We start from the raw sequence: 14,575 nt of genomic DNA on the forward strand, positions 1-14,575 counted from the left end.
GATACAACAGAACAACTGCTCATCAGTGAATAATTGTCATCACGATTCAAGGAGGATTGCCTGTGAATGCAGCCGAACAAGCAACTAACTTTGAAATGGCCAGCCAAATTGCCAGTACAGTAAATTTATTCAAAGCTCAGTTTCCCGATGTGCGAGTGGATATGAAGCCTTGGATGAATGACCCCTGTACCCAAGAATTGGTCGATCCGGACTCGATTGATCTGGGTTTCCATTTTCCCGGATTTAGCCGCTCGTTCCAAAGTCGTTCTGTGCTGCTCCAAATTCGTTTTCATCGCGATCCCCTAGAACAGGAACTTCGCGCTATTGGGATTGAGGCGACTGGATACAGCCACAAAGGACAACAATGGCGATTCTCAACGGTGGAGAATTGGCGCTTTGAGGGGGAAACCCAACCCAATCGAGATATCGAGAACAAGCTAAAGCACTTTTGCCGCCAAACCCTAGAGCTGTTCAATCGAGATCGGGGCGATCGCCCAGCATAAAATAAAAACTGACAATCGTAGCAAGATCCCGGTTTAATTTCCTAAAATCCCAAAAATATCTTAATATTGTTTCAAGACTGGATTTGTCATTAGACAACTTGCTGATAACCACAACCATCTTAGGAGGACAAGTATAGTATGGCCCTCGTACCCATGCGACTTCTGCTCGATCACGCAGCCGAAAACAACTACGGTATCCCAGCATACAATGTAAACAACATGGAGCAAATTCTGGCCATCATGCAAGCCGCTGATGAAGCCGATAGCCCTGTGATTCTGCAAGCTTCCCGTGGTGCTAGAAAATATGCCGGTGAAAACTTCCTCCGTCACCTGATTCAAGCCGCAGTTGAAACCTATCCCCATATTCCCATTGCCATGCACCAAGACCATGGGAATGCTCCTGACACCTGCTATACCGCCATGCGCTATGGTTTCACCAGCGTCATGATGGATGGTTCCTTAGAAGCGGATGCCAAAACCCCTGCCAGCTTTGAGTACAACGTTAGTGTTACGGCTGAAGTGGTTAAAGTCGCTCACTCCATTGGGGTTAGCGTTGAAGGAGAACTCGGTTGCTTAGGTTCCTTGGAAACTGGAAAAGGTGACAAAGAAGATGGTCATGGGTTTGAAGGAACTCTTTCTCACGATCAGTTGTTAACCGATCCTGACGAAGCGGTTCAATTTGTAGAACAAACTCAAGTAGACGCTTTAGCTGTTGCCATTGGAACCAGCCATGGTGCTTACAAATTCACCCGTAAACCCACAGGTGAAATCCTGGCTATTAGCCGCATTGAAGAAATCAACAAGCGTCTGCCTAACACCCACTTGGTAATGCATGGTTCTTCTTCTGTACCTGAAGATTTAATTGCTCTGATTAACCAATACGGTGGTAGCATCCCTGAAACCTATGGTGTACCCGTTGAAGAAATTCAGAAAGGGATCAAGAGCGGTGTGCGTAAAGTTAATATCGACACCGACAACCGGTTAGCGATTACGGCTGCTATCCGCGAAGCGGCGGCTAAAGATCCGTCTAATTTCGATCCTCGCCACTTCATGAAGCCTTCTATCAAGTACATGAAACAAGTCTGCTTGGATCGGTATCAACAGTTCTGGACTGCCGGTAATGCCAGCAAGATCAAGCAACAAACCTTAGATGTTTATGCCGTTAAATATGGCAAAGGTGAGTTAAACGCCACCACTAAACAAGCGGCTGCTGTTTAATCACACCTGAGCATTAGCTCTTCGTTTGTTCCTAACTGTTCACTGATATTGTTGTTGATGGGGATGAATCACAAGATTCATCCCTTATTTTTGTTCGCACGATCCCATTCTCCTCAATTATTCCCTATTCCCTAGCACGAAGCCCTATAAAAGGATAAAAATAAACCGCGATCGCCAAATGTCTCAGAGTCGATTGAGAATTTCCGGTAATAAAGTTCTAGGAACTTGGGCTAGGGCGCGGTTTTGAGCGTCAATCCCCCCTTCATTGTAGAGCGATCGCACCGCTTGCAGTAAATAATTGAGCGCCGTATTCGCCATTTGCGGGTTATTTTGCCATCCTAACCAGGCTTGAATATGATGGTTTAGGGCTAATTCGAGGGGTTCAAGAATATCGGATTTTTCTGTAGAACCGACTTGATGGGCAGTCATCGCCAGTTGATAGAGAGCCACACCGAGATTATTATGGGTAGAAATGGGATCGAAGGTGAGGTTAAGCGATCCTTGAGGTTGAGTGTTTTCGATGGCTTCAATCACTTTTTGATAGGCTTTAATACACTCTTGTAGATGTTCGCGTTTTTGCTCAACGGGTGCATTGGGTTGATTGGCTAAATGCCAATAGGTGGTTCCTAAGTTGTTTTGCGTGGCTGTATAGCCACTGGGATTTTTCTCTACAGTACGATATTGGAGTGCCAGTTGATATGACCAAATGGCTAATTGTAAATAGTCTTTAGAACTCTGATATCGGGATAAATTCCAATAGGCAGTCCCTAAGTTATTTTGAATCATGCCATAACTGAGGGCATCGCGATCGGGATGATAATATTTGAGGGATTCTTGATAAGCGGCGATCGCCTGTTTCAAATTCTTAGCTGGTTCTTGATGTTGCCCTAGGTTCCAATAGGCAGTTCCCAGGTTATTTTGAGTCGAGGCATAGTGCTGTAAGTCTTGCTCCGACAGTTGCTCATAGGCTTGCTCTCCCGGTTCTCCTCGATAGGATAAGGCTGACTGATATGCGGCGATCGCCTTTTCTAAGCCGTCTATCGGGTTCTCATGACGCGATAATTCCCCGTAGGCAATACCCAGATTATTCTGCAACCGAGCATAACCTTGGGGTTGGGATTGAATTTCCGGATGGCATAAAGCTTGTTCATAGGTTTGAATGGCTTGTTTGAGCGCTTCTAACCCCTCTTCCCGGTTCGTCGTTTTCCGCGATAAAATCCAGTAGAGATTGCCTAAATCATTCAGTAAGTCTAACCGGGCGATCGCCTCTTCCTCCAATTGCTCTAGCGCTTCTTTTTGGGAGGCTAAAGCCTCTTGCACCTCTTCAACAGTATCCGTTTTGACCACTACCGGACGCGGCTTTTTCCCTACTGCTGTGCCCGCTTCCTCTTCTTGCGGAGGCAGTCCAGCTAACTCCTTTACCCGTCCATTTAACGCCACTCCCCCCCGTGAATTTGCCGGAAGGGGTTCAGAGGCAAACTCAAACAACCCCGTATGGCAATGCCAAAATCGAGGAACCGACTGTTGAATAGAAAATAACCACGGGCGAGGTATCCACAGTAACAAACTCCAGTCCCAGGCTAAATCCAGATACCGTTGGGCAATATATTCCAAATTTTGCAGAAAAGACCATTGTTGGGTTGGCGACTTTTGGGTAAGACGCTGTACCCCAAAAAATTGGAACCCAGGGGAAAACTCGCGGGGAACATGGGGAGAGAGATCTAAAGGCGAAACCCTCATCCAGTCATCTTTGCGTCGTCTGGGCGGCGAATTCGGGGTTGAAGGCAGAGAGTTCTGAATTTCGTGATGATTGACCGTATCATACCAGCGATCGATCTGGTGAACTAAATTCGGATCGTCCGCTTCTAATTCTAGAGTTACCCATCGCGGAATCTCTGAATCTAGGGGCGTTCCATTACATCGACTCTCCATATCCAATCTCTTCACCAAATACTGGCAAAAATTTGGATCGTCGCACACCGCTAAAAACAGTTGGCGACGCAAGTTTAAGCTTAATGCTTCTTTTAAGTCGCGGTAGGTTTGCCAATTTTTATCTTGCAACATCATAGGAATTAGGGAATAGGGAATAGGGAATAGGGAATAGAATGCTCTATACTTCTATCCTCCAAGGAATTAACCCCCAATTCAGGATCTCTTCTCCTATCTCCCCATCCCCTCGCGCTTCCCACTGCCTTCACACCCGTTGATTGTGGAAGAAAATTCACGGAGGCTGTGGTAGAATTAGGGGGCGGTTTATGAACCCCTTTTGATGATTTCACGACAGCTTGAGAACCACTGGGATGAATTTCTGTCGGCGCTGGAGGGAATCGAGTGGACGACGCAACCGAATCAGGTGGCGAAATTGTCCCAGGATTATTTTCATTTTAGCCCAGTTTTACAGCCGTTGTTAGGGGAAAAACGGGCGGATGTGGTGGTGTTTCCCCTAAATGAAGCGCAAGTTTTACGGGTGGTTAAGGCTTGTGTAGCGTATAAAATTCCGGTGACGGTTAGGGGGGCGGGAACGGGAAATTATGGCCAATGTGTGCCCCTAGAGGGAGGGGTAGTTTTAGATTTAAAAAATATGAAAACTATCCTGGAAATCAAACCGGGATGGGTGAGAGCGGAACCGGGAGCCAAGTTAGCCCAAATTAATAAGTTAGCTTCTGAAATAGGTTGGGAGTTGCGGTTATTACCCTCAACCTATCGGACGGCAACCCTGGGGGGGTTTATTGCTGGGGGGAGTGGGGGAATAGGCTCGATTTTATACGGATGGTTGGGCGATCGCGGCAATTTCCTCGCCGCCAAAGTCGTCACCCTCGAAGAGGAACCGCAAGTGCTGGAATTGCGAGGCGATGAAGTGCAACAAGTCAATCACGCCTATGGAACCAATGGCATTATCATTGAACTAGAAATGCCCTTAGCGCCAAGTTATCCCTGGGCTGAAGGTATTATTGTTTTCTCTGAGTTTATGGCAGCAGCACGGTTTGGCCAACAGTTGGGAGAATCTGATGGTTTAATCGCTAAACTCATTAGTATTCACGCTTGGCCGATTCCCTCCTATTTTACTGCTCTTCAACCCTATTTACTGGACGAACATCATGCCGTTTTGGTTATTTTCGATCAAAATGCGATGGAACCTCTAGAAGATTTGGTGAATGAATTTGAGGGAAAAATTACGTTTCTTTCTTGTAGGGCAAATAAAGTTCTCAACTTGGGCGAATTTACCTGGAATCATACGACTCTCCATGCTCGTGCAACCGACCCCAATTTAACCTATTTACAAAGTCGCTTTCCCTCCGATCCCAAATTGGAGTTAGTGCAACGGTTCTATGAGCATTATGGGGAAGAAGTGATGATCCATTTAGAAATTGTCCGTTACCAAGGGCAAGTTTCTCCCTGTGGGTTGCAGGTGGTGCGGTTTACGACTGAGGAGCGGTTGCAGGAAATTATGGGCGATCTCCAGAATCATGGTATTGCCATCTTCAATCCCCATACCTATATTTTAGAGGATGGGGGCAGCAGAACGATTAATCCCCTGCAAGTGAACTTTAAGCGCAAAGTCGATCCCTATGGACTATTAAACCCAGGAAAAATGCGCGGCTGGTGGGAGATGGGGGAGGAGGGGGGAGGAGTAAACCCATACCTTTAGAGAGGACTAAGACATTGGATATTTCTAAGAAACATGTCGGACTTTTTCTGGTGACAATGGAGTAAGTTAATGACCGATGATGTGAAGAACTTGGAAAAAATACTCAATAAACTACTTGATATGAAAAAGTCCTGAGTTTGACGAAGTGCGATGGATGGCCAGTTGCTGTAAGTCACTGCAACTGTTACAGATCCTTTAGGACGGTGAGTATGTCAATGATGAATCGTTTTCACGGATAAAGAGCGCAGTCGATTAAAGGCTGCTGCTAATTCAAAGGGGCGAAATTCGACTAGGTTGCCTTCCCGAAACCGGGTTAGCACGTCTAACCCTCCCTGGTCAATGTCGGCGAAAATGGCTTCTAGGGTTTCTGCGAGGGTGTGTTGGCCGTCGAGATAGTTTTCTTTAGCATAAACCATGGCTTCGGCGATCGCCTTTAACTGCCCGACTTCTACTAATTGCTCTACATCGGCTAAGTCAATGGAGTCTGCACCAAAGACAACTTGATTCACATCCCTGACCTTGAGCTTCACCGGTTTATGTCCCTGACTGGGGTCTACACTCGCTCCAATGGGGATGCGAGAGGAAATTTGCCCAAAATGGTCTCCGCCTTCGATTTGCCGCTCTGTGGGGTGTTTTTCGGCGATCGCCTGGGCTGCTTCCGTCAGGTCTTTGGGGACAAAATGATTCATCGCAATGACGGTATCGGCAACGTCAAAATAGTCTCCACTACCGCCAATCACCAACAGGGTAGACACGCCATAATCGCTATAGAGTTGGCGCACTTTATCGATGAGGGGGGTAATGGGTTCGGAGGTTTTGGCAATTAAGGCTTGCATTCGCCGATCGCGGATCATAAAATTAGTGGCAGCCGTATCTTCATCGACCAAAAACAACTTCGTGCCTACTTCCAGCGCTTCGATCATATTCGCTGCTTGGGAGGTACTCCCACTCGCATTGGTGCTGGAAAAGGCACGAGTATCTAAGTTTTGCGGTAAATCCTGGATAAAGGGAGAAATATCCACCCCAGTGACAGCCCGGCCATCTTCTGCCCTAATCTTAACCGAGCGGCGATCGCTGACCACATATTCCCGACCATCTCCGGGAATATGATTATAAATCCCCAATTCGATCGCCTTCAATAGGGTCGATTTCCCATGGTATCCTCCCCCCACAATTAAGGTCACTCCCTGGGGAATTCCCATTCCCGTAATTGCTCCCCGGTTCGGAGTCTCCAGAGTTACTCGCAGGGACTCCGGAGACTGAAAAGGAATGGCTCCATCTGCCAAAGCCCGTCGATCGACCCCACTACGACGGGGTAAAATCGCCCCATCGGCCACAAAAGCGACTAAGTGATTTGGACTTAACTGCGATCGCAACACTTCTGCATCTTCCACGGTTTCAATATGCCCTTGTAATTCCTCGGCTGACAAGTTCTCATACTTCAGGGATTGTGCTACAATTTCTGGTAAATCTTCACACAACAATTCCCCCGCCTGATAGCCCAAAATTCGCCGACCCTGGGCTGGTAAGCCTACGGTGAAACGGGCTTCAATCCCTTTTTCAGTTAAAATTATAGAAGTGCGAGATAACACCTCTTGACCGACGCGCAACATCTGAATCAGGCCACTATTTCCCGTCCCTCGGCGATCGCTAACCTGATGACAGACTTGACCAAATTGACGGGTTAAATAATCACAGAAGGCGATCGCCCGACTGCGGTTTTCATAGGTTTGTAGGGGAAAACCGGCCACCTCGTAGGAGACTAACACCCGTAGCTGACTCGGTGCAGCAAAAGGATCGCCCTGCACTCGGTCAATACAGAGCAGGAACTCTGGGAACTGGTAACGACCTCGAATATCTTTATATGCTTTATAACTGCGATCGTTCAATTGATGGAGCAGTTGACGTAAATGCAGTTGATCGGCCATGGAAATGTGAAAAAAAAGAGCAAAAACACCCCTTAATTGTATAGTGCTTTGCGCGATCGTGCTTGGGCCGGAGGCGATCGCGCAAAGCAAGAAGTGAGTAACATTAACTCCAATCTTCTTGTTGATCTCCTCCCCGTTTATAAACCCATCCTTGGCTATGAATGGCACGGGTTCGCTCAAATAAAGCTTCCTCGCTCAGGTTCCACTGTTGCAAAGCCAGGTCTAACTGCTGTTGCAGCTCTCTCGCTCCTGGAAAACCTTGGTAACGAATGCGCAACCGTGCTAACTCAGTTAAATGAAAATCTGTCGGCTCTCCAGAATGTTGCAGCAATTGATCCACAACCAGGCGATCGCGATCCTCACGGGGATGTTTTTGATCCTTTCCAGAATCCCTCTCCATAATGCCCTATTTTCAACCTCCATCAACGTCTGAAAGCGAGACAGTGCTATTGCGTTTCGCCCATAATATGACTAAATGGAAGTATTAACCCATGGGTTAATACCAACATACCCATGCTTGGCTCGATCGCATGGCGATCGAGATTACTGAACACCTCCCAAACTTATTCAATTCATGGTTGCTCTCAAATCTTTCCCCCATTCCTCTCCTCGTGGCCAGAGACCCCGTTTACACAACCCCAATCGTTCCAGACTGCGGTTAGTCTCTTCCCAACCTTCTCAACTCCCGGCAACCACTGGCCGTAAAGCCTCTGCTGTCGTTGCTCCCTCCATAAACAAAAACCGTCGCCCGGGTTCCGGTCGGATCAACCCTGCTCCTGGGTCAATCCCTGAACCAGGTCAGGTTAAACGCCTAGATCCAGAGCGCAACCGCTTACCGAAAAGTGTCGTCGCTCTACAGGCGATCGAAAAAATCGTCTTTGTCTGTACCCTAGGTTTAGGAGCGGCTACCCTGGGGATCTATAGTTTAACGGTGCAAAACCAACAACAATGGATGGCAAAATATAAACATCTACAAAACCTACAGCGCTATGAGCGTCAATTGGTAACCGCCAGTGAAATCTTAAAAAATCGTATGGCCTCTCAAGCAGAAACCACCGATACGGGATTAGTTCCTCAAAATCCGGAAACTACGATTTTCCTCGATCCGGTTGAACAACGTCCCCACTCTACGGGGTCTCAACTGCCTGCGAATGTAGCCCCGGAACCTTTATCGTCGATCCCTTTAGGATATTAAGGTTTGCGCTCTGAAACTCTAAGCCTCTAAACATAAATTATGGCCTCAACTTCTCCGCCGAGCCAACGTAGTCCACATCAGGTAATTGCTTCTGGTTTTTCTTCGAGAAAGCCCAGGAGAAAAATGGCCAGTGTCCCTCAGATGCGATCGGTGATCGTCTGGGGAGTGCTGATTGCTAGTTTATTGGGATTAAGCCTGAAACTCTTAACCTTACAAGTGATTGAGAGTTCACAGTTGCGCCAAAAAGCTCAAGAACAACAACGCAGTAAGGAATATCAAATCACACCCCGCCGTTCTATTGTCGATCGCCAAGGCCATTTTTTAGCCGTCGATCAACCCCGATTTACTTTGTATGCCCATCCCATTATGTTTAAAAAACCGGCCCCAGAGATTGCTAGTCAACTCTCTGGAATTTTGGGTATACCGGTCGATCGACTCATGCAACGCTTTTTTGAAGGCGAAAGCGGTATCCAAATTCAGTATAGTGTGCCCGAAGATGCCGCCCGTCGGATTCAAGATTTATCCTTAGATGGCTTAGATCTCATGGCTTATCAAGAGCGGATCTATCCCCAAGAAGACCTGGTATCTGAAGTCGTCGGTTATGTGAATATGGATCGTCTGGGCCAAACAGGGGTAGAAGCGGCCTATGGCAATATTCTGGAGCGCTCTAGTGAGTCGGTAGAAGTAACTCGCACCGGGGGCGGAGATATTTTACCTAGCCAAGGCTCAACCCCCCTGTTGAATGGGGATGCCCTACAATTACAATTAACCCTAGATACTCGCCTGCAACGGGTGGCTCGGTTAGCTCTTTCTGAGCAAATGAAAAACTACCATGCCAAGCGCGGTACGGTAATTGTGATGAATGCATCCAATGGAGAACTGTTGGCTTTGGTGCAATATCCGTCTTTTGATGCCAATAGTTATTGGCAAGCGGATTTAGGGTTGTTAAAAAATTGGGCGATTACGGATTTATACGAACCGGGTTCAACCTTTAAGCCGATTAATGTGGCGATCGCCTTAGAAGCAGATGCCATTGAACCTGGCGATCGGTTTTACGATCCAGGACAGATTTATATTGGTCAATGGCCGATTCAAAATTATGACTTTGATTATAATGGCGGCAGAGGAGTCTCAAATCTGACTGATATTATCAAATATTCCAGTAATGTCGCCATGGTTAGAATTGTCCAACAGATGAAGCCAGAAGTCTTTTATGACGGGCTGGAAAATCTGGGACTTTCATCGCTCACGGGAGTCGATTTACCGGGTGAGACGGCCAGTTATCTCAAACCCAAAGAACAGTTTGTGAATTCAGCCATTGAGCCAGCCGTGGCTGCTTTTGGTCAGGGATTATCTTTGACTCCCCTCAAGTTGGCCCAACTCCATGCCACATTGGCCAATGGGGGATTTCTCGTTACTCCCCATGTGGTTAAAGGACTCAGGGATGTGCAAGGACAATTGCACTATACCCCCAATTTTGAACCGCCCCGTAGGGTGTTTTCTGAAGAAACGGCTGAAGCAGTGTTGGCCATGATGGAAGCGGTGGTGGATGGAGGGAGCGGCAAGGCGGCCCATATTCCTAATTATAGGGTGGCAGGTAAGACGGGAACCGCTCAGAAGGCGGCTGCCAGTGGTGGGTATTATGAGTCTGCTAAAATTACAAGCTTTGTCGGTATTTTATCGGATGGCCCCTATGTAGTCGTAGCGGTGGTGGATGAACCGCAAGGTGGAGGAGCCTTTGGGGGTACAGTATCGGCTCCAATTGTTAAATCGGTGATGGAAGCCCTGATTCCGATGGAGAAGATTCCCCCTTCTACTCTATCGACGAGCAATCCCTAGGCGATCCTATCCGCGAAAGGATCGAGTCCAGCGAGTCAGCCGCCAAATAAAGGTAAAACCTAATACGCCCCAAATGCCTCCGAGCAGTCCTAGGGGTGGGTCGGGTTGTGGATTAGAAATCGGAGGGGCACTGAGGAAGGGTTGGGCGATCGATGTGGCGGAATTCACCTTTAGGGTGCGTTGTGCGCCTAGGGTTAGGGTTGTTGGGTTGTTGGTTGGGGCGGTTGGCCATTGTTGAAGGTTGCCTTGACTGATGCTCAGGGCAGCACCGAAGCCAAACAGGGTTAAAACGCCATAGAAACTGGCGAGTACCAGAGATCCCCAAGAAAGGAATCGTAACCAATAGAGGTGATGCCGAGAAACATAGCCTTGCTGACGGTAAAAGACGAGGATGAGTCCGATGAGAGGCATCCAAACGATATCAATTAAGTGATGGGCCAGATCCAGGCGATCGAGCAGGGAGGCGGGATTAACGTGAATCAGGTATTCTAGTGCTTTGAATAGGGTCAGCAGGAGTAAACTATATCCTCCCCATTGGAGTAATTGATAGGATTTTTCTTCAACTCGACTCGATAGATATAGGCCATCCCGTGAGTTAGGAAAGGCTTGTGAAGAGTGGGTTGTTGAGTCGGCCGGTAGGGTGTGATAATGGTTTTCGAGTTCGGTCAGTAGGGTTTTGGTTTCGCTGTATTGGGGGTGGTGGGGTTCGATTGAGAAGAGCTTCAGGGCGACTTGGTAACTGGCGATCGCAATTTCACAATAGAGACGATGATCCCCTTGGGGACAAGAAGCAATCAGTTCAGCAAAGCGACAGAGGGTTTGGGCTAAACTGATGGCGGTGCTGGGTTTGGAAGCCGTGCCTTTTTCCGTAGCCCAAGTGGTTAATTCTTGGGCAAACTGGGCGTTGAGTAGGCTGGCGTTACGTTCTAACAGGGGGTAGATGACTTGGCGATCGCCTGGATTATTATGGATGGCTTTGAGCAGTTGACGCAAGAGGGTCTGTTGTTGTTGGGAGAGGCTATCGGTTTTCATCATCACCACAAGAAAAGGAGAGAGACTATAGAGGGCTTCAATATCACACGATCAAACTCCACAAATGATAGCAATGTCTCAGTCAAAAGTCTCAATTTTTCCCATGCTATTGGGAACGACTCACCAGGGTAATGCGATCGCCCAGTTGCCGCAGAACCTTTGACAAGTCTGGATCTTGTTCCCGTCGCTGCCCTACCTTATCGCAGCTATACATAACCGTTGTATGGTCTTTTCCTCCAAATTCTTCTCCAATTTTGGGTAAGCTTAAGTCTGTATACTGACGCATCAGGTACATACCGACTTGACGAGCCTGACTAATTTCCCTACGTCTTGAACTACCTTTTAAATCCTCTGGAGTCACCTGAAATTCTTCTGCAACTACAGCAATAATCACATCTGCCGAAACTTCTGCATGAGCTGCTGGGGGATTCAACACAGGGGCAATATTTTCGACAGTCATCGATAATCCCGAAATTGACATATAAGCCACGGTTCGGATTAATGCTCCTTCTAATTCTCGAATATTAGACGTATAGTTGGTCGCAATATATTCAATGACAGCTTGGGGTAAGTCTAAGTTTTCATACTCGGCCTTTTTTTGTAAAATTGCCATTCGTGTTTCTAAGTCCGGGGGTTGGATATCCGCAACTAATCCCATCGAAAACCGCGAACACAGACGCTCTTGCAGTTGCGGCATTTGACTGGGAGGACGATCTGAGGCTAAAACAACTTGTTTTCCTGCTTCATGGAGAGTATTAAACGTATGAAAAAATTCTTCTTGGGTCGATTCTTGACCTTCAATAAATTGAATATCATCAACTAATAAAACATCTGCCGTTCGGTAATGATCGCGAAATCCTTGACGGCTATCTTGACGAATAGCCGTGATTAAATCATTGGTGAATTTTTCCGTAGAGACATAAAATACCTTAGCATCCGACCGAATTTTGAGTCGATAATGTCCAATCGCTTGCATCAAATGAGTTTTTCCCAGCCCCACACCCCCATAGAGAAACAAAGGGTTAAAACTGAGAGGATTTTCTCGTCCTGGAGATTCAGCAACTGCCAAAGATGCGGCGTGAGCCATGCGATTATTGGAACCAACCACAAAATGCTCGAATACATATTTAGGGTTCAGTTCAGTCGGCTTGGGGTAAGTGTAAGTTTTGGGAATAGCTGGATTTGAAGACCAGAAAGGACTTGAATTTTCAGAAGAGTTTTCTTGATTAGCAACGGTGATTTTAAGAGTCACCGAATGGCCTAAAATATCTTCTATTGTTGTTTTGATAATGTTAATATAGTTCGCTTGAAGCCAGTTCCGAGCAAAGAAGTTGGGAGTTTCCAGAATCAGACAATTGTCTTGCAAGTCAATTGCTTTTGCGGTTTTAATCCAAGTCTCAAATGTTGGCTGACTTAGTTTTTTTTCAAGTCGATCAAGGACTTGAGTCCACAGGCGATCGAGGGAATTTTCCACTGCTCACTCTCCCAATTTATGGACTAGATAACCATCTATCCTCGTAGATTTAAGTTAAAACTCACTAGACAACGAGTTTTTTAGTCTTCTTTGTCTTTCTAGATTCTACCCAGATTTTTCCCATTAGCCAAAGTCGCCTTTATGTAGATGGGCTTAACCGTTTTCTTAAGGAATTTGCCCGTGTCTTAGCCGTTTTGTTATTTGGATCTACTTTTAAGGCCTCATCGTAGCTTTCTAAGGCTTGTTTTGTCAAATTCTTTTTCTCATATGCAAACCCTAAGTTGTTCAAAGCAACCACATAATCAGGGGCAATTTTTAAGGCTTCTTTATACTGTCGTATAGCTACATCATACTGTTCTTTAGCTACATAGGCATAACCAAGTGCATTATAAACTAAAGCACTCTCTTGTTCTGGGATATCATCACACTTGAGCGATTTTTGAAAGAATTGAATGGCTTGGCTGTACAGTTTCTTATCGGAGTAAAGGCAGCCTAGCTCATAGTATTCCTCAGCCGTTCCTTGATTGGATTTCAGCTTTTTTTGTAACTGGGAAAACAGAGCTTCAGAACGCCGAGTTTTCAAGACTTGACGAAGGATAAACCAAGCTGAAACAGCTAAGAGAACTAGAAATATAGAAAGATAAGCGATCGGCAGTGAAGTTTGCATCAGACTCTGTGTTGGTTTTCTCTCATTTATTGTACTGGGTAAGCACCACCTTCCAATACCTAGTCTCCTGTTCTAAGCAGATTTTGCTTCTAGGAAGCCATCAGACCTTTAGCAACAGTCTCAAGCTTGAAGATCTCAAAGATCCCTTATAAACGTCCAAAAGGGAAGAATACCGTCCCTTCTGAACGATCATTGCGTTGGGGATGGCGATCGTCATCTCTCAACCATTATCTTCAAGATCTAAGCGCTCTTTTGGGTGGCTAATTCCACAACTTTGCTAAATCCTTGAGGATCGAGAATCGCCATCTCTGCCAACATTTTCCGATTGATCTCGATATGCGCTTTTTTGAGGTTACCCATCAGCTTACTATAGCTCACCCCATTTTGACGAGCGGCTGCATTCACACGAACAATCCACAAACGACGAAAATCACGCTTACGCTTGCGGCGATCGCGATACGCATTCCGCAAAGCCTTCATTACCTGCTGATTTGCCGTGCGAAAGAGTTTAGAATGAGATCCCCGAAACCCTTTAGCCAACTTTAAAATTTTCTTGCGCCGTTTCCGAGCAACATTACCCCGTTTAACCCTTGGCATAATCGTTTATCCTCATAATTAGATATTGAACTTCTGATGCGATGGTAGAAAAGCACCTTAAAGATAAGGCAACATTAAGCGCACATTTTCCTCATCTCTCTCACAAACCGTTGTTATTTGAGAAAGCCGACGCTTCCGAGTAGGACTCTTATGCTCAAGCAAGTGATTTTTATTCGCTTTACGACGTAAGATTTTGCCACTTCCCGTAACTCTAAACCTCTTCGCTGCTGCCTTTCTCGTTTTCAGTTTCGGCATAGTTTCCTTTACTCCATACTAATTAACACAAATTCTTATTATAACAGAAAATATGACAATAATACAATCAACCAACAAACAAAACCCCTTTGTGTGAAAAGGGGTTTTGAGAAAAAGTAACCTGGCACCGAGCTATTTTGCCATGGGGTGACCCCCAAAGTATCGTCGCCGCTGCTGTGTTTCACTACCGAGTTCGGGATGGAGTCGGAGTGGTGCCA

The 14,575-nt window shown here is 46.4% G+C and carries 13 protein-coding genes and 1 rRNA gene; 5 read left to right on the forward strand and 9 right to left on the reverse strand.

Going from position 1 to position 14,575, the window contains the following annotated elements:
• Positions 1–62 precede the first annotated feature (62 nt).
• Both PJF56_RS06400 and fba read left to right on the forward strand, forming a co-directional pair.
• The gene (locus tag PJF56_RS06400) at positions 63–503 is read left to right on the forward strand and encodes a hypothetical protein (RefSeq protein WP_283761818.1); all 441 of its coding nucleotides are present in this window, start codon (positions 63–65) and stop codon (positions 501–503) included.
• Between the two features lie 138 nt (positions 504–641).
• Positions 642–1,721 carry a class II fructose-bisphosphate aldolase gene (fba, locus tag PJF56_RS06405; protein ID WP_283761819.1) on the forward strand — a complete coding sequence of 360 codons (1,080 nt, stop codon included), beginning with the start codon at positions 642–644 and terminating at the stop codon, positions 1,719–1,721.
• Between the two features lie 183 nt (positions 1,722–1,904).
• Here fba and PJF56_RS06410 read toward each other — a convergent pair whose 3' ends face one another.
• Positions 1,905–3,788: a tetratricopeptide repeat protein gene (locus PJF56_RS06410; protein ID WP_283761820.1), complete on the reverse strand. Its 1,884-nt coding sequence runs from the start codon at positions 3,786–3,788 to the stop codon at positions 1,905–1,907.
• Between the two features lie 202 nt (positions 3,789–3,990).
• Here PJF56_RS06410 and PJF56_RS06415 point away from each other — a divergent pair, with 202 nt between their 5' ends.
• Positions 3,991–5,370 (forward strand): FAD-binding oxidoreductase, encoded by a 1,380-nt coding sequence (locus tag PJF56_RS06415; RefSeq protein ID WP_283761821.1) that lies wholly within the window; start codon positions 3,991–3,993, stop codon positions 5,368–5,370.
• 212 nt (positions 5,371–5,582) lie between these two features.
• Here PJF56_RS06415 and PJF56_RS06420 read toward each other — a convergent pair whose 3' ends face one another.
• Both PJF56_RS06420 and PJF56_RS06425 read right to left on the reverse strand, forming a co-directional pair.
• Positions 5,583–7,298: an ABC-ATPase domain-containing protein gene (locus tag PJF56_RS06420; protein WP_283761822.1), complete on the reverse strand. Its 1,716-nt coding sequence runs from the start codon at positions 7,296–7,298 to the stop codon at positions 5,583–5,585.
• Between the two features lie 103 nt (positions 7,299–7,401).
• Positions 7,402–7,698 (reverse strand): DUF3288 family protein, encoded by a 297-nt coding sequence (locus PJF56_RS06425; protein ID WP_283761823.1) that lies wholly within the window; start codon positions 7,696–7,698, stop codon positions 7,402–7,404.
• 174 nt (positions 7,699–7,872) lie between these two features.
• On the opposite strand from PJF56_RS06425, the gene PJF56_RS06430 reads away from it, so the two are divergent.
• Together PJF56_RS06430 and PJF56_RS06435 are read left to right on the forward strand one after the other, a co-directional pair.
• On the forward strand, positions 7,873–8,493 hold the full coding sequence (locus PJF56_RS06430; RefSeq protein WP_283761824.1) for a hypothetical protein: 621 nt from the start codon (positions 7,873–7,875) through the stop codon (positions 8,491–8,493).
• Positions 8,494–8,616: 123 nt separating this feature from the next.
• Positions 8,617–10,332, forward strand: coding sequence for a peptidoglycan D,D-transpeptidase FtsI family protein (locus PJF56_RS06435; RefSeq protein WP_283761825.1), 1,716 nt, complete (start codon positions 8,617–8,619; stop codon positions 10,330–10,332).
• Between the two features lie 6 nt (positions 10,333–10,338).
• Here the strand turns inward: PJF56_RS06435 and PJF56_RS06440 are convergent, their stop codons facing one another.
• From PJF56_RS06440 to rrf, 6 genes are all read right to left on the reverse strand, one after another.
• On the reverse strand, positions 10,339–11,364 hold the full coding sequence (locus tag PJF56_RS06440; RefSeq protein WP_283761826.1) for a hypothetical protein: 1,026 nt from the start codon (positions 11,362–11,364) through the stop codon (positions 10,339–10,341).
• Positions 11,365–11,470: 106 nt separating this feature from the next.
• On the reverse strand, positions 11,471–12,838 hold the full coding sequence (gene dnaA, locus PJF56_RS06445; protein ID WP_283761827.1) for a chromosomal replication initiator protein DnaA: 1,368 nt from the start codon (positions 12,836–12,838) through the stop codon (positions 11,471–11,473).
• 139 nt (positions 12,839–12,977) lie between these two features.
• Complete coding sequence (locus PJF56_RS06450) at positions 12,978–13,505, reverse strand: tetratricopeptide repeat protein (RefSeq protein WP_283761828.1); 528 nt, start codon at positions 13,503–13,505, stop codon at positions 12,978–12,980.
• Between the two features lie 240 nt (positions 13,506–13,745).
• Entirely contained in the window at positions 13,746–14,102 is a 357-nt protein-coding gene (gene rplT / locus PJF56_RS06455; RefSeq protein ID WP_283761829.1) for a 50S ribosomal protein L20, read from the reverse strand.
• A gap of 57 nt (positions 14,103–14,159) precedes the next feature.
• Positions 14,160–14,357, reverse strand: a complete 198-nt coding sequence (rpmI, locus tag PJF56_RS06460; RefSeq protein ID WP_283761830.1) for a 50S ribosomal protein L35 — start codon at positions 14,355–14,357, stop codon at positions 14,160–14,162.
• Between the two features lie 119 nt (positions 14,358–14,476).
• Positions 14,477–14,575: ribosomal RNA gene (rrf, locus tag PJF56_RS06465) — 5S ribosomal RNA — on the reverse strand; the annotation flags it as partial.

The organism is Roseofilum halophilum BLCC-M91 (genome assembly GCF_030068445.1).
In the GTDB taxonomy this organism is placed as follows: domain Bacteria; phylum Cyanobacteriota; class Cyanobacteriia; order Cyanobacteriales; family Desertifilaceae; genus Roseofilum; species Roseofilum halophilum.